Raw genomic sequence first — 16,426 nt, 5'->3', positions numbered from 1 at the left:
GCCGACCGCTACTGCGATTCTTCTTCCGTCGCTTCTTCGCTGACCGGTCGCGGCGTCGCCGTCCTGAGCCGGTTCGGCGGAACGCTGCTCCAGTCGACGAGGTGGCCGTCTTCGAAGCGGACCCACGACGAGCCGTAGTTCCAGACGCCGTCCTGGACCACCACCGGCGCCCCCTGGATGGCGAACACCGCGCCTTCCTCCATGCCCAGTTCAAGCCGCGGTTCCTGCGAGTCGTAGGCGTGTTCCGCTTCCTGCGCGTGCAGGCTGTTCTCCATCTTCTGCTCGACGCCGGACTCGGACCAGTGCAGCGCCAGCATGACGATCACCAGCACCAGGATGGTGACGATGGCCAGCGTCGGCGTGGTGCGGTTGGGAGCAGGTTCGCTGCGTGCGACCGGACGGCTTGCCGTCACGCGTGGCGAGGCGGGCGTGGCGTCGTGGCTGCCGCGTCCGGCCTGGTGGGCGCTGGCGGAATGCAAGGGATGCACGGAATGCGAGGCGTGGTCGCCGCCGGCTTTCGGTGCCGCGCCCGGCAGGCGGCCGTGGATGCGATGGAATCGAATGGCCTTGGAATACAGCGCGGTCAGTTCGGTGAGCTGCTCCAGGCCCTCGTTGGCGACAGCGCCTGTGCCATGGCGATCGGGGTGCAGTTCGGCCACACGCACCCTGTAGGCACGCTTGAGCTCTTCAAGGCTGCAGCCAGGTTCCAGGCCGAGCTGGAAGTACAGAAGCGAGAAGTCCATGCCCCCCCCTTGTCGGGGCATCCTAGCGCGTACCGCGGCCGGGTGCGCAATAGTTGCCGACGAAGACACGAACTTTCCGGTCCAGTGGCCCGCGGCAAGGCCGGTTTGCCGCGTCCAATGCGTTTGAACTGACTAGCGGCAATCTGCATGCCGCCTTCGTGCCAAGTTCGCGGCGACGTTGACGGCAAACAATGCGTTGCGCCGACTCGCGACAAACACCAGCTTCCGACCGACTTTCTGACCGCCATCGCGGCGCGATCACGTTATCCCTCAGTGGACACCGGGGGATAGAACATGGGTAACACGGGTGCTGGCACGCTGGACGTCGCGCGGAATATGTGTCGGCCCACTGCGCATGGCGAACTGACGGGCAACGAATTGCCCGCACTGGTGGAGGTGCCCGCCGATCGCCCGCGCGGACGCGAGGCCTCCGCCGAGCGCGCCATGGCGCAACTGCTGGTGCCGGACTCGCTGCGCACTGCGCTGCAGGTCGCGGCCGACGACCAGGGACAGTCGCTGGCGACCGCCGTGCTGGCGGGCTGGGCCACCCTCCTGCACCGGCTGTCGAACCAGGCCCAACTGGCGATCGCGGTCGAAGGCAGGTCCGGTGCGACGGTGCTGCCGGTCCGGCTCGACCTGGATGCCACCATCATTTTCCCGGCGCTGATCGCCAAGGCCGGCGAACAGCTGGCGCTGGCGACCACTGCGGCGACCGAAGGCGTATCGACAGATGGCTGGCAGATCGGTTTCGCTGTCGGCGACGGTACCGCCGTCGTGACGGAACTGTCGCTGCGTATGCGCGACAGCGGCGGTGTGCTGACCCTCGAACTGGAAGGCGATGCAGCGCTTTACGAGGCAGCAACGCTTCAGCGCTACCTCCGCTACGGACGCAACCTGCTTGTCGCCGCGACGGCCGCGCCCGAGCAGGCCATCGGCCGCCTGGCGATGATCGACGCCGTCGAGCGTGCCCACCTGCTCGATGGCTGGAACGACACCCATGTCGCCTATCCGCAGGACTGCAGCCTGCATTCGCTGATCGAGGCGCAGGTGCAGCGCACGCCCGATGCACCGGCGGTGGTGGCCGAAGATCGCACGCTCAGCTACGTGCAACTCAACCGTGAGGCCAATCGCCTTGCCCATCATCTGCGCGCGCAGGGCGTGCGTCCCGATGACCGCGTCGGCATCTGCATCGAGCGCGGCTGGGCGATGGTGGTGGGGCTGCTCGCCATCCTCAAGTCCGGCGGGGCCTACGTGCCGCTGGATCCGTCCTATCCGCAGGATCGCCTGGTGCACATGCTCGGCGACAGCGCGCCGAAGGTGCTGCTGACCCAGGCCAAGCTGCTGCCGCTGCTGCAGTCGCTGGAGGTCCGTTGCCCGGTGCTGGACCTGTCGGTGTCGCAACCGGCGTGGGCCGGCGAAGCCGACACCGATGTGGGAGCCGAGGCGCTCGGCCTCGATGCGCGCCATCTGGCCTACATGATCTACACCTCCGGTTCGACCGGCCTGCCCAAGGGCGCGATGAACGAGCATCGCGGCATCGTCAACCGCCTGCTGTGGATGCAGGATGAGTACGGGCTGGATGCGAACGACACCGTCCTGCAGAAGACGCCTTTCAGTTTCGATGTGTCGGTGTGGGAGTTCTTCTGGCCGCTGCTGACCGGCGCGCGCCTGGTGATGGCGCGCCCGGATGGACACAAGGACCCCGCGTACCTCGCATCGGTGATCCGCGAACACGGCGTCACCACCATGCACTTCGTGCCGTCGATGCTGCACGCGTTCCTCGAGGACGACGCTTCACCGGGCTGTGCCGGCGTGCTCAAGCGCGTGATGTGCAGCGGCGAGGCATTGCCGGTCGCACTTGCCGAACGTTTCCACCAGCGCCTGCCAGGCGTGGAACTGCACAATCTCTACGGACCGACGGAAGCGGCGGTCGACGTGACCGCATGGACCAGCGCGCCGGGCAAGGCCGCGCTGAGCATTCCGATTGGCAGGCCCATCGCCAACACGCGCATGTACGTGCTCGATCCGCACCTCGAGCCGGTGCCGCAGGGCGTGACGGGCGAGCTCTACATCGCCGGCGTGCAGGTCGGGCGCGGCTATCTCAACCGCGACGAGCTCACCGCCGAGCGCTTCCTGCCTGATCCATTTGCCGCCAATGATCCGCAGGCGCGCATGTACCGCACCGGCGACCTCGGTCGCTGGCTGCCCGACGGCAACATCGAGTACCAGGGACGCAACGACTTCCAGGTGAAGATCCGCGGGTTCCGCATCGAACTGGGCGAGATCGAGGCGCGACTGACGGAGCATCCGCTGGTCACCGCCGGCGTCGTGCTGGCGCGACCGGACGGCGACGGCGACCTGCGCCTGGTCGCCTATTACGTCACCCAGCCCGTCGATGCGGCGCTCGGCGTCGAAGCGCTGCGCGCGCACCTGGGCCAGCAGTTGCCGGACCACATGATCCCGGCGCACTTCATCCATCTGCCGGCACTGCCGGTCACGCCAAACGGCAAGCTCGACCGCCGCGCGCTGCCAGAGCCGGGCAGCGAGCGTCCGGAGCTGGCGGTGGCCTTCGAGCCGGCGCAGGGTGCGGTGGAACAGATGATCTGCGCGGCCTACGCGGCGGTGCTCGGCATCGAGCAGATCGGGCGGCATGACAACTTCTTCGACCTGGGCGGCAACTCGCTGCTGGCGATGCGGTTGCTCGAGCGCGTCCGGCGCGAGCGCGACGCTGCGGCGGGCGAGGGTGCCACGCTGTCGGCATTGGATTTCTTCCGTCATCCGACCCCGGCCGGCCTGGCCGCGTTGTTGCAGGGCGGCGCGCAGTCGGCAATCCCGGAATCGCGCTTCGGCCGCGGGCCGCGCGACGGTGCCGCGCGCAACGAGGCTGTCGCCATCGTCGCGATGGCCGGGCGCTTCCCCGGCGCTGACGACGTCGAAGCCTTCTGGCGCAACCTGTGCGAAGGCCGCGACACCATCACCTACTTCAAGCCCGACGAACTCGACCCGGCGGTGACCGCGGCCGAGCGCAACGATCCGGGGTATGTCGCCGCGCGCGGGATTATTGAAGGGCTGGAAAACTTCGATGCCGCGTTCTTCGGCATCAGCCCGCGCGAAGCAGAGCTGATGGATCCGCAGCAGCGGATCTTCCTCGAGCTGAGCTGGGAATGCCTGGAGCGTGCCGGTTATGCGCCCGATTCGACGCCGGGCCCGGTCGGCGTGTTCGCCGGCATGAACAACGGTACCTACTTCCAGCGCCATCTCGCCCATCGCCCGGACCTGATCGCCAAACTCGGCGACTTCCAGGTGATGGTGAACAACGAGAAGGACTACATCGCCACCCACGTCGCCCACAAGCTCAACCTGACCGGGCCGGCGGTGAGCACGCACACGGCATGCTCGACCTCGCTGGTCGCGATTTGCCAGGCGGTGGACAGCCTGCGTGCAGGGCAGTGCGACATGGCACTGGCCGGCGCGGCATCGGCGACCTGTCCGCCGCGCAGTGGCTACCGCCACATCGAAGGCGCGATGCTGTCGCGCGACGGCCATACCCGCACGTTCGATCGCGATGCCACCGGCACGGTGTTCAGCGATGGCGCGACCGTGGTGCTGCTGAAGCGGCTGTCCGATGCGCTGGCCGATGGCGACCCGGTGTACGCGGTGATCCGCGGCGCCGCCATCAACAACGACGGCGGCCACAAGGCCAGCTTCACCGCGCCCAGCAGCGAAGGCCAGGCGGCGGTGATCGCGATGGCGCAGGCCGATGCCGGCGTCGATCCGCGCAGCATCAGTTATGTGGAAGCGCACGGGACGGCCACACCGCTCGGCGATCCGATCGAAGTGGAAGGGCTGACGCGCGCGTTTCGCCGAAGCACGCAGGACACCGGGTTCTGCCGGATCGGTTCGGTCAAGAGCAACGTCGGCCATCTGGTCATCGCGGCGGGCGGTGCAGGCGTGATCAAGACCGCGCTGTCGCTGTGGGAGCAGCGCATCCCGGCCTCGCTGCATTTCCAGCAGGCCAATGCGTCAATCGACTTCGCCGCCACACCCTTCATCGTCAACGATCGCCTCAGCGACTGGCCCGCGGGCGACGTCCCGCGCCGCGCCGGCGTGAGTTCGTTCGGCGTGGGTGGCACCAACGCCCACGTGGTGATGGAAGAAGCGCCGGCACGCGATGAGTCGGACTTGGCCCAGGGGCCGCAGCTGCTGGTGCTGTCGGCACGCACGCCGGCTGCGCTGGCGCGCTCGGCGGAGCGTCTGGCCGAACAGCTCGGGGCGGCACCGCAGGCCAACCTCGCCGACGTCGCCTGGACCCTGGCCGTCGGCCGCAAGGCCTTCGCCCATCGCGTCTGCGTGGTCGCGACTGACGCCGCCGCCGCCGCGGAATCGCTGCGCACCACCGAACTCAATGCGGCGGCGATGCGCAGCCGCCCGGCGCGCTCGAGCGAAGTCGTCTTCATGTTCCCGGGGCAGGGATCGCAATACGCCGGGATGGGCCGCGGCCTGTACGAGAGCGAGGCCGCGTTCCGCGCCGCATTCGACGAATGCGCGGAGCTGCTGCGCGGCGAACTCGGCTTTGACCTGCGCGAGCGCGTTTTCCACGGCGACGCCCAGGACCTGCAGCCGACCGCGGTGATGCAGCCTGCGACGTTCGCCATCGAGTACTCGCTGGCGCGGACCTGGATGAGCCATGGCGTGATGCCGGCGGCGATGATCGGCCATAGTGTCGGCGAATTCGTCGCCGCGACGCTGGCCGGCGTCTTCACGCTCGCCGATGCGTTGCGCCTGGTCGCCCGCCGTGGCGCACTGATGCAGGCGCAGCCCACCGGCACGATGATGTCGGTGCGCATGGCCCTGGATGCACTGTTGGCGAGGCTGCCGGCGGACCTTTCGCTGGCTGCCGAGAACTCGCCCGGCGCTTGCGTCGTGTCCGGTCCGGACGAGGCGATCGCACGCTTCCAGGCCGCACTGGAAGGCGACGGCGTCGCCTGCCGCGTCCTGCACACCTCGCACGCGTTCCACTCGGCCATGATGGATCCGGTGGTTGCACCGTTCCATGCCGAAGCGGCAGCCGTCACGCGCAACGCGCCGGCCGTGCCGCTGATGTCGACGGCGACCGCGCAGTGGCTCGACGCCGAAACCGCGATGTCGGCCGACTACTGGGCAAGCCACCTGCGCGAGCCGGTCCGCTTCGCCGCCGCGCTCGAGCGTATGGTCGACGAACGTCCGCGCGTGCTGCTCGAGGTGGGCCCGCGTACCACGCTGGCCACGCTGGCCCGCCAGCACCCCGGTGTGCAGCGCCAGCCGGCGGTCGCAGTGTCGTCGCTGGCGGATTCGCCCGAGGCCGAGGACGCTTGCCTGCGCAACGCCGCCGGCCAGCTGTGGTGCCGTGGCGTCGCCATCGATCCGGCCACGTTCGACCGTCGCCAGCGCCGTCGCCGCGTCCTGCTGCCGACCTATCCCTTCGAACGTCAACGCTTCTGGGTGGATGCGCCATCGGCGCTCGCCAATGTCGTTCCGCACCCCGCACTGAACATCAACGTCCCAATGGATCTGGAGATTCCCATGCCGCACCTCGTCGCGTCCCCCACTTCCGCGGACGCCGGATCGCCCGCGCAGGTCGCCGTCGCTGACCGCCGGCCCGTGCTGATCGGCCGGTTGCGCGACGTCTTCGAGGACGTGGTCGGTTTCGACCTGTCCGACGCCGACAGCGAAGCCAACTTCATGGAGCTGGGCCTGGACAGCCTGATGCTGACGCAGGTGGCCACGCAGCTGCAGAAGACCTTTGCCGTGAGCGTCACCTTCCGCCAGCTGATGGGCGAGTTCTCGAGCCTGGATCGCCTGGCGAAGATGCTCGACGAGAAACTGCCTGCGGAGGCGCCGCCGGCGCCCGCGGCTGCACCTGCGCCTGTTGCGCAGGCTGCTGTGGCGCAGCTTGCCGTCGCCCCGGTTGCCACCGTGGCCGCTCCGGTCGCGGCGATGGCGATGCCGGCTGCGTCGCTGGTCGGCGCCGCACAGGGCGACTTCGCCCGCGCGCTCATCGCCCAGCAGATGCAGTTGATGCAGCAGCAACTGGCGCTGCTTGCCGGTGCGCCGGTTGCGGCCGTGGCGCCCGCCGCCGTGGTGGCGGCACCTGTGGCACCGCCTGTGGCCGCAGCGCCTGCAGCTGTCGCCGCCGCAGTAGCACCGACGGTGCCTGCCGCGCCAGCCGCGCCTGCCGATGCGGCCGCAGACCCGGAGGCTGCAGCCCTCGCGCACACCAAGTACGACGTGCAGAAGGCCTTCGGCGCGATCGCGCGGATCCACAACGCCCGCCAGGACTTCAACGACCACCAGCGCAAGCGCCTGGCCGAGTTCACCCAGCGCTACCTCGCACGCAGCCCGAAGTCCAAGGCCTACACGCAGGAGCACCGGTCACACATGGCCGACCCGCGCGTGGTCAACGGCTTCCGTCCGGCGCTGAAGGAAATCATCTACCAGATCGTGATCGGGCGCTCCAAGGGCTCGCACCTGTTCGACATCGACGGCAACGAGTACATCGATGCCACCAACGGCTTCGGCATGAGCATGTTCGGCTGGCAGCCGGACTTCGTGCTCGACGCGATCCGCGAGCAGCTCGACCTGGGTTACGAGATCGGCCCGCAGCACCCGCTGTCGGGCGAAGTGGCCAAGCTGATCTGCGATTTCACCGGCCACGACCGTGCGGCGCTGTGCAACACCGGCTCCGAGGCGGTGCTCGGTGCCATCCGCATCGCCCGCACGATCACTGGCCGCAGCACCATCGTGTCGTTCAACGGTTCCTACCATGGCATCAACGACGAAGTGATCGTGCGCGGCACCAAGAAGCTGCGCGCGGTTCCGGCCGCACCGGGCATCCTGGCCAACACCGCCGAAAACATCCTCGTGCTCGACTACGGCACGCCGGAATCGCTGGAGATCATCCGCAGCCGCGCCCATGAGCTGGCGGCGGTGCTGGTGGAACCGGTGCAGAGCCGGCGTCCGGACTTCCAGCCGGTCGAGTTCCTGCGCGAGGTCCGCAAGATCACCGAGGAGGCCGGCGCCGCGCTGATCTTCGACGAGGTCATCACCGGCTTCCGCAGCCATCCGGCCGGCGCGCAGGCGCTGTTCGGGATCAAGGCTGACCTGGCCACCTATGGCAAGGTCATCGGTGGCGGGTATCCGCTTGGCGTGGTCGCGGGCAAGCGCGAGTTCATGGATGCGCTCGACGGTGGTCACTGGCAGTACGGTGACGACTCGGTGCCGACGGTGGGCGTGACGTACTTCGCCGGCACCTTCGTGCGCCATCCGCTGGCGCTGGCGGCGGCGAAGGCGGTGCTGGAGCACATGAAGGAAGTAGGCCCGCAGCTGCAGGAGCAGCTGACCGCGCGCACCACCGCCTACGTCAACGAGCTCAACGCGTTCCTCGAGGAGGTCGGCGCGCCGATCAGCATCAAGCAGTTCGCCTCGCTGTGGCGCACGCAGTTCCTCGAAGACCATCCGATGCAGGAGCTGCTGTTCGCGATGCTGCGCAGCCGTGGCGTCCACATCGTCGACAACTTCCCTTGCTTCCTGACCACGGCGCACAGCGAGGCCGACGTCCAGGCGATGCTCAAGGCGTACAAGGAATCGATCCTGGAACTGGTGGAAGCGCAGCTGCTGCCGGGTCGCCTCGGACCGCCGCCGGTGGTGATGGATCCCAGCCGGCCGCCGGTGCCCGGCGCGCGCCTCGGACGCGAGCCCGATGGACGCCCAGCCTGGTTCGTTCCGAATGAAAGCGAACCTGGCAAGTACCGCAAAGTAGGAGCATGAGCATGGCGGCCATGGTGCAGACTCCCCTCAGCGACGCGGTCGAATACGACCCGTTTGCCGATGGGGTGCTCGATCGCGTCGTACCCACCACCGAGCCGCAACGCGAAGTCTGGCTCGCGGCGCAGCTCGGCGCCGATGCCACGCTCGCGTTCAACGAATCGGTCTCGCTGCACCTGCGCGGCCGCCTCGACCGGGCCGCGCTCCACGCCGCGCTTGGCGACCTGCTGCAGCGCCATGACGCGCTGCGCTCGAACTTCGGCCCCGACGGCGAGACGTTGTGCGTGCGCGAGGTCAGCGAGCTGGCCTTGCCCCTCATCGACCTGTCCGCGCTCGAGCCGCAGGCCCGCGCGCAGGCGAGGCAGGAGCGGCAACAGGTGGCGGTGGAAACCGCGTTCGACCTGACCCATGGCGAGCTGTTCCGCGCAGAGCTGCTGCGCCTTGGCGAGGACGATCACGTCCTGCTGCTCACCGCGCACCACATCGCCTGCGACGGCTGGTCGTGGTGGTTGATCGTGCAGGACCTGGGACTGCTGTACGGCAGCCGATGCGGCGCGCCGATCGCGCCGATCGCGCCGGCGGTCGCGTTCTCCGACTACGCGCTGGCGCAGGCGACCCATCCCGACGGCGCCACCTACGCCGAGGACGAAGCGTACTGGCTGGGTCGCTTTGCCAGCGGCGCGCCGGTGCTGGACCTGCCCACGGACCGGCCGCGGCCGGTGCGTCGCAGCTTCGCCTCGCTGCGCGAGGACCATCTGCTCGATCCGGAACTGGTCGCCGCGGTGCGCCGCATGGGCACGCGCCGGGGCGTCAGCCTGTTCGCGACCCTGCTGGCCGGCTTTGGCTGCGTGATGTCGCGCCTTGCGGGGCAGGACGAGGTCGTGATCGGTATCCCGGCGGCCGGGCAATCGGTCGACGGCAACGACCAGCTGGTCGGCCATTGCGTGAACCTGCTGCCGCTGCGCTTCGGCATCGAGGCCAAGGATGCCTTCGGCAAGGTGCTCGACGATGCCCAGTCGACCCTGCTCGACGCCATCGACCACCAGCGTTACACCTTCGGCACGCTGCTGCAGAAGCTGCGTGTCGAGCGCGATCCGGGACGGCTGCCGTTGTGCAGCGTGATGTTCAACATCGACCAGGCGCTGGAGCGCGAGACGGCCGGCTTCCCCGGGCTGACGCTGGAGTTCAGCAACAACGCGCGCAGCTTCGAGAACTTCGAGATCTTCATCAACGCCGTGCAGACCCAGGGTGGCATGCGGCTGGAGACCCAGTACAACACCGACCTGTTCGACGCCGACACGATCCGCCGCTGGCTGGCGGCCTACGAGTCGCTGTTGCGCGATGCGGTCGCGCGGCCGGACGCCAATGCCAGCGCGCTGTCGCTGGTCAATGCCGCGGCCTACGCCGAACTCAATGCGCTGCAACCGGAGCCGAGCGCGTTCGACCGCGAGTGCCGCATGCACGAGTACTTCGAGCGGCAATGCGACCTCACGCCGGGACGCACCGCGCTGGTCTTCAAGGGCCGCGCGGTCTGCTATGCCGAGCTGGAGGACCGCTCCAACCGCATCGCCCAGCTGCTGCGCAGCCGCGGCGTGCGCCGCGGATCGCTGGTGGGCCTGGTGCTGGACCGTGGCATCGACATGCTGGCCGGCCTGCTCGGTACCCTCAAGGCCGGCGCCGGATACGTGCCGCTCGACCCGCATTTCCCCGCCGAGCGCCTGACCTACATGGCCGGCGATGCCGGCCTGGCGGCATTGCTGACGCAGCAGGCGCACGCCGGCAACTTCGACCTGCGCGGTCGACCGGTGCTTGCCCTGGACACGCTCGAGGACGAGCTGGCGGCATTCTCCGGCGAACGACCCGGGCGCGACGCAATGGCGGCGGAGCCGGAATCGATCGCCTACGTGATCTACACCTCCGGTTCGACCGGACGCCCCAAGGGCGTGCAGGTGCCGCATCGCGCCGTCAGCAATTTCCTGGCCAGCATGCAGCATGAGCCGGGCATCGGCGAAAGCGATCGCCTGGTGGCGGTGACGACGTTGTCGTTCGACATCGCCGTGCTGGAACTGCTGCTGCCGCTGAGCGTGGGTGCGCAGGTAGTGCTGGCCGACCGCGACACCGCGACCGACGGCGTCGCACTGGCCGAGCTGGTGCGCAGCAGCGGTGCGACGATCATGCAGGCCACCCCGGCATCGTGGCGGCTGCTGCTCGACGCGGACTGGAAGGGTGACGCGACGTTCAAGATCCTCTGCGGTGGCGAGGCATTGCCGGCCGACCTGGCCGCGCAGCTGCTGCAGCGCTGCGGGTCGTTGTGGAATGTCTACGGCCCGACCGAAACGACGGTGTGGTCGACCTGTGCTCGTGTTGTTGCCGGGCCGCAGGGCAAGGCTGCCGACATCCATATCGGCCGACCGATCGCCAATACCCAGGTCTGGATCCTCGACCCGCAGGGCGGGCTGTGCCCGCTCGGCGTGCCGGGCGAAATCTGGATCGGTGGCGACGGCGTCACGCTGGGCTACCTCAATCGCGCGGAGCTGACCTCGGAACGCTTCATCGACGATCCGTTCTCCAAGGCACCGGCGGCAAAGCTCTATCGCACCGGCGACCGCGGACGCTGGCGCCAGGATGGGGTGCTCGAGCACATGGGTCGTCTCGATTTCCAGGTCAAGGTGCGCGGCTATCGCATCGAGCTTGGCGAGATCGAAGCGCTGCTGGCGACGCATCCGGCAGTTGCCCGCGTCGTGGTCGCCGCACGCGAGGACCGCCCCGGCGACGTGCGCCTGGTGGCCTATGTCGTGGCCGCCGATGGCCAGACGGCGGACGAAGCGCAACTGTTGTCGCACCTGCGCGGATCGCTGCCGGACTACATGATCCCGCAACACCTGATGGTGCTCGATGCCATCCCGTTGCTGCCCAACGGCAAGATCGACCGCAAGTCGCTGCCGGTGCCCGACATGAGCGCGCGCAGTGCGGGCGAACGCATCGCCCCGCGCAACCCGCTCGAGCGCACGATTGCCGAGGCCATGGCCAAGGTGCTGGGCGTGCCGGAACTGGGCGTGGACGACGACTTCTTCTCGCTGGGCGGCCACTCGCTGCTGGCGGCGCAGCTGACCTCGCGCCTCAACAAGGAACTGGGCATCGCACTGTCGCTGCGTGCGCTGTTCGACGGCCCGACCGTGGCCAAGCTGGCGCGCCTGGTAGATGCCTTCCAGCGCGAGCATGGCGGCGAAGGCGCGATCGTGCGCGAGCCCATCGTGCACCTCGCCGACCAGTCGCACGGGCCGATGTCGGTGATGCAGGAGCGCCTGTACCTGCTGGAACAGTTCAACCCCGGCCAGCTCACCTACAACACGCCGTCGGCGCATCGCCTGGTCGGACCGCTCGATGTCGAAGCCTTCCAGCGTGCGCTGCAGGCCATGCTGCAACGGCAGTCGGCGTTGCGCACCTCGATCGAGCTGGTCGATGGCGAGCCGATGCAGGTCGTCCACGACCAGGTGGAACTGGACATCCGCGACATCGAGGACCTGAGCCAGTTCGGTGACGAGGAGCGTGCCGCCGAGCTCACCAAACGCATGAACGTGATGATCACCCGGCCCTTCCGCCTCGACCAGGCGCCGCTGATCACGTCGCGCATGTTCAGGATGGGACCAGAGGAGCATGTCTGGTTCTTCATGCCGCATCACCTGATCTGGGACGGCTGGTCGTTCGACCTGATGTACCAGGACATCGCCGAGCTGTACCGCGCGCAGATCGAGAACCGCGCGCCCGTGCTGCCCGAGCTCACCGTCTCGTACCTCGACTACTCGGTCTGGCACCGGCAGTGGCTGCAGGGGCCCGAGTACGCCAAGCAACTGGCGTTCTGGCGCGAGCGCCTGGGCGGCGCGGGGCAGGTGGAAGCCCTGCCGACCGACATGCCGCGCCGGCCCGGCATGTCCGGCCGCGGCGTCACCCGGCGCATGCGCATCCCGCACGGGACCACCGCGGCCTTGCACGCCGCTGCGCTGAAGCTGGACGCAACGCTCTTCATGGTCCTGCTGGCTGCGTACTTCACCCTGATCAGCCGGACCTCGGGGCTGCGCGAGCTGACCGTCGGTACGCCGGTGCGCGGCCGCAACACCGCCGAAGTCGAACCCTTGATGGGATACTTCACCAGCCTGCTGCCGCTGCGCGTCGAACTCGACGCGGGCATGACCTTCGCCCAGGCGCTGGCCCGCGTGAAGGACATGATGCTCGACAGCTTCGGTCATCCGGACATCCGCCTGGAAGACCTGGTGCGCGAGTTGAGCATGCGCAGCCGCGAGGGCGGGGCGGTGCTGTACCACGCCCTGTTCTCGTTCCAGGACATCCGCAAGCGCGTCTGCGACTGGGGTCCGCTGCGGCACGTGCGCTTCCCGGTGTTCCAGCCGGAGGCGACGCAGGACCTGGGCATGTGGCTGGTCGAGGAAGACGAAGGCCTGTCCGGTGGCTTCACCCACAACGCCGACATCTTCAATGCCGAAACCGCGAACCTGCTGCACGATCGCTACATGCTGCTGCTGGAGCGGATCAGCCGCGATCCGGCGATGACGCTCGAGGCGCTGACCAGCTTCGACGATGGCCAGCCGCTGTTGTTCGGGCGTCCTGCCGCCGAAGCCGTTGCTGAGCCGCTTTCGCTGCAGGTCTCGGACGACGCCGCTGCGATCCCGGCCGCTGTCGACGAGGACCTGGATCCGCTGGCTGCGCGCCTGCTCGAGATCTGGCGCGACCTGCTGCGCAATCCGCGCATCGTCGCCGACGACGACTTCTTCACCCTCGGCGGCCACTCGCTGCAGGCGGTGCAGATGTTCCACCGCTTCAACCACGAAACCGGCGTCAACCTGCCGCTGGCAACATTGCTGAGTGCGCGCACGGTGCGGGCACTTGCACTGGCGTATCGGCACGCAGGGGCGCATGCCGAAGGCGAGACCGATGCACCGGCACGTGTGGATCCGTGGGCGCCGCTGGTGCCGATCCGCACGCATGGCGAAGGCCTGCCGTTCTTCCTGGTGCATGCGGTCGGTGGCAACGTGCTCAATTACCGTGCGCTGGCCGAAGCGTTGCCGGAGGGATTCCCGATCTACGGCCTGCAGGCGCTGGGACTGGATGGGCGGACGGCTCCGCTGGAGAAGATCGAAGCCATGGCCGAACGCTATGTGCACGAGATCCGCCAGCTGCAGCCGCATGGCCCTTACCACCTGGCGGGCGGATCGATGGGCGGGATGATCGCCTACGAGATGGCGCAACAACTGGTCGCCGCCGGCGAGCGGGTCGGGTTGCTGGGCCTGATCGACACCTCCGCCGAGTTCGGTACCCGCTATCGCGAGCAGGCGCGCAACGGATTGAGTGCGCGCGTGGGTCGCCTGCGCCGGCGCATGCAGGGCCAGTCACTCGGCGAGCGCCTGGCCACGATCAGCGAAGCGGTGAACCGCCGCATCCAGGCGCGCCAGCAACGGGCGCAGGCCGAGCAGGCGCGTGCTACCGGGGCTGCACTTCCGCACGACATCCGTTACGCCGAACTGCAGGCGGTGCACACGCGCGCCTACATCGACTACGTGGTCAGGCCGTATCCGGCGGCCGTGGTGCTGTTCCGCGCCAGCGAGCAGCCGGACGATCTGCGCGGAAAGCCGGCACTGGGCTGGGAATCGCTGGTGGATTCGATCCGGATCATCGCCATCCCCGGTTCGCACCGTGGCCTGGTCGAGGCGCCGGCGCTGGCCAGTGCACTGGGCGCAACCATCGTCCGTGCGCAGACCGGTGCCAACGAGGACCTCGCCGTCGCGGCCGATGCGGCCCGGGACGATGGCGCCGGCGACGAAGCGGCCGCGGTTGCGGTCGCCAGCGACGATCCGCGTTGCGATTACCTGTGTGCCATCTGGAAGGAGTTGCTCGGCACCGAGGTCTCGCCAAGCGACAACTTCTTCGACGTGGGCGGCAACTCGATGCTGGCGGTGCAGATGTCCAGCCGCGTCGGCAAGGACACCGGCGTGCGCATCCAGTTGATGCGACTGGCCACGCTGAGCCTGGCGCAGATCGCGTCCGAACTGCCGGTGTCGGCAGGCGCACTGGAGCACGGCGGCGTTGGTGCACGAATGGCGCGCCAGGTCAAGCGGCTGCTGCGTACCGGGATTGTCGAATGAGCATTGTCGAATGAGCGCAGTGGCAGGAACGACAGAGGGTGAAGTGATGACGGGTGTGCCGGTGTCGAGTGGCCCGTTCCTGTTCGGTACGGCCGAACGCAGGTTGTTCGGCCTGATGCACGTCCACGCCGGCCACGACGCGCGGCGCAAGGCGATGGTGCTGTGCGCGCCGCTGCTGCAGGAAGGCATCCGCGCGCACCGCGCACTGTGGGCGGTGGCCGAGTCCATGGCCGCAGGCGGGGGTGCCGGCCTGTGCTTCGACTGGTACGGCACCGGCGATTCGAGTGGCGAGGACGACGGTCTGAGCCTGCCGGGCATGCTCGCCGACCTCGATGCCGCGCAGGCCGTGATGTCCGCGCGGCATGGCCGCGATCGCCTTGGCTGGCTGGCCCTGCGCAGCGCGGCGCTGCCGGTGCTGGCGTACCTGTCGCAACAGGCGCAGCCGGTCGACGTGGTGCTGTGGGACCCGCAACTGGTCGGCGCTGGCGTGATCGAATCCTGGCGACGCCAGCACCACGCGCAGCTGTACGAGAGTGGTCGCTACCCGCATGCGCGGCACGACCCCGATGACAACGACCTGCTCGGCTTCCGTGTCGATCCGGCCCTGCTGACGGCGCTGGCATCGCTGGATGCAGCGGCCATCGCACTACCGCGCGGCAGTCGCGTCCGCCTGATGCTGTGGCAGCGCGACGAAGACATCGAGCGCTTCATCCGCACCCAGCACGGGCAAGGCGTGGAAGTGGACGTGTTCGAACTCGATGCCTCCGACCGGCCCGGATGGGAAGACCCGAAGCAGTTCGGCGCCCAGGCCTATCCGCGTCGCAGCGTGGTCCAGCTGGGCCAACGGCTGGCCACGACGGAGGCGCGATGAACCTGCAGGTACAGCTCCCGGGATCCTCATTCGAGCCCGCGGTCGAGCCGCTGGACGTCGGCGAACGGGTCGTGCAGTTCGGCAATGGCCTGGTCGGCGTGGTCACGCCGGTGCGCAAAGGCATCAAGCCGCGCGTGGGCATGCTGCTGCTCAATGCCGGCATCACGCGCCATGTCGGCCCGTTCCGCGCCCATGTGGACCTGGCCCGAAAGCTGGCGGCGCAGGGCTTCCCGGTGCTGCGCTTCGACCAGTCGGGTCTCGGTGACAGTGCCTTGCCGGGGCAGGCAACGAACGACCGGCGCAAGCGCGAGATCGATGCGGCGATGCGACTGCTCGCCGAACAGACCGGCGTTTACCGGTTCGTCCTGTGCGGCCTGTGCTCCGGTGCCGACGATGCCTTCCACGTGGCCGCCGCGGATCCGCGCGTGGCCGGCGCGATCCTGATCGACGGCCTGGCCTATCCGACCGTGGGCTTCTGGTTGCGCCATGCGCTGCCGCGCGTGCTGCAACCGGCCAAGCTGTGGCGCTACCTGCGTTCACGCGGTAGTGGCGGTCCGTCGCTGGCCGACTTCCGTGACTTCCCGTCGCGCCCGGATGCGGTGCGGATGATGTCGGCGATGGTCGCGCGCGACACGCGCCTGCTGTTCGTCTTCACCGGCGGCGCGTATCCCTATTTCAACCACCGCGCGCAGCTGGGCGCCTGCCTTGGCGCTGCCGCCAGGGCACCGCAGGTGAGCCTGGAGTTCTGGCGCGAGTACGACCACACCTTCTACCTGCGCAAGCACCGGCGCGTGCTGTTCGACCGCATCGACGGCTGGATGCGGTCGCAGTTCGCGCAGGCGGGGCAGTAATGG

At 68.7% G+C, this 16,426-nt stretch carries 5 protein-coding genes; 4 read left to right on the top strand and 1 reads right to left on the bottom strand.

Annotated features, from left to right (window positions below; all coding sequences use genetic code 11):
* Positions 1-8: 8 nt before the first annotated feature.
* Positions 9-743: a J domain-containing protein gene (locus ACFOPO_RS12385; protein ID WP_386703526.1), complete on the bottom strand. Its 735-nt coding sequence runs from the start codon at positions 741-743 to the stop codon at positions 9-11.
* A 336-nt stretch (positions 744-1,079) separates the two neighbouring features.
* On the opposite strand from ACFOPO_RS12385, the gene ACFOPO_RS12380 reads away from it, so the two are divergent.
* From ACFOPO_RS12380 to ACFOPO_RS12365, 4 genes are read left to right on the top strand one after another with little or no spacing between them, the layout of a single operon-like run.
* Positions 1,080-8,549 carry an amino acid adenylation domain-containing protein gene (locus ACFOPO_RS12380; RefSeq protein WP_386703525.1) on the top strand — a complete coding sequence of 2,490 codons (7,470 nt, stop codon included), beginning with the start codon at positions 1,080-1,082 and terminating at the stop codon, positions 8,547-8,549.
* A gap of 11 nt (positions 8,550-8,560) precedes the next feature.
* The gene (locus ACFOPO_RS12375; RefSeq protein ID WP_386703524.1) at positions 8,561-14,701 is read left to right on the top strand and encodes an amino acid adenylation domain-containing protein; all 6,141 of its coding nucleotides are present in this window, start codon (positions 8,561-8,563) and stop codon (positions 14,699-14,701) included.
* A 10-nt stretch (positions 14,702-14,711) separates the two neighbouring features.
* Positions 14,712-15,572, top strand: a complete 861-nt coding sequence (locus ACFOPO_RS12370) for a hypothetical protein (protein ID WP_386703523.1) — start codon at positions 14,712-14,714, stop codon at positions 15,570-15,572.
* Positions 15,569-16,423, top strand: a complete 855-nt coding sequence (locus tag ACFOPO_RS12365; protein ID WP_386703522.1) for a serine aminopeptidase domain-containing protein — start codon at positions 15,569-15,571, stop codon at positions 16,421-16,423. Before ACFOPO_RS12370 ends, ACFOPO_RS12365 begins: the two co-directional genes overlap by 4 nt.
* The last annotated feature ends 3 nt before the right edge of the window (positions 16,424-16,426 follow it).

It is taken from the genome of Lysobacter sp. GCM10012299 (assembly GCF_042649405.1).
Classification (GTDB): domain Bacteria; phylum Pseudomonadota; class Gammaproteobacteria; order Xanthomonadales; family Xanthomonadaceae; genus Lysobacter_J.
Note: the sequence above shows the minus strand (reverse complement) of the source record. Positions and strands in the feature narration are given on the sequence as shown.

Bases quoted from the DNA above. Each gene is read 5' to 3' on its own strand.
- ACFOPO_RS12385 (WP_386703526.1), bottom strand. From the start codon at position 743: ATGGACTTCTCGCTTCTGTACTTCCAGCTCGGCCTGGAACCTGGCTGC.
- ACFOPO_RS12380 (WP_386703525.1), top strand. From the start codon at position 1,080: ATGTGTCGGCCCACTGCGCATGGCGAACTGACGGGCAACGAATTGCCC.
- ACFOPO_RS12375 (WP_386703524.1), top strand. From the start codon at position 8,561: ATGGTGCAGACTCCCCTCAGCGACGCGGTCGAATACGACCCGTTTGCC.
- ACFOPO_RS12370 (WP_386703523.1), top strand. From the start codon at position 14,712: ATGAGCGCAGTGGCAGGAACGACAGAGGGTGAAGTGATGACGGGTGTG.
- ACFOPO_RS12365 (WP_386703522.1), top strand. From the start codon at position 15,569: ATGAACCTGCAGGTACAGCTCCCGGGATCCTCATTCGAGCCCGCGGTC.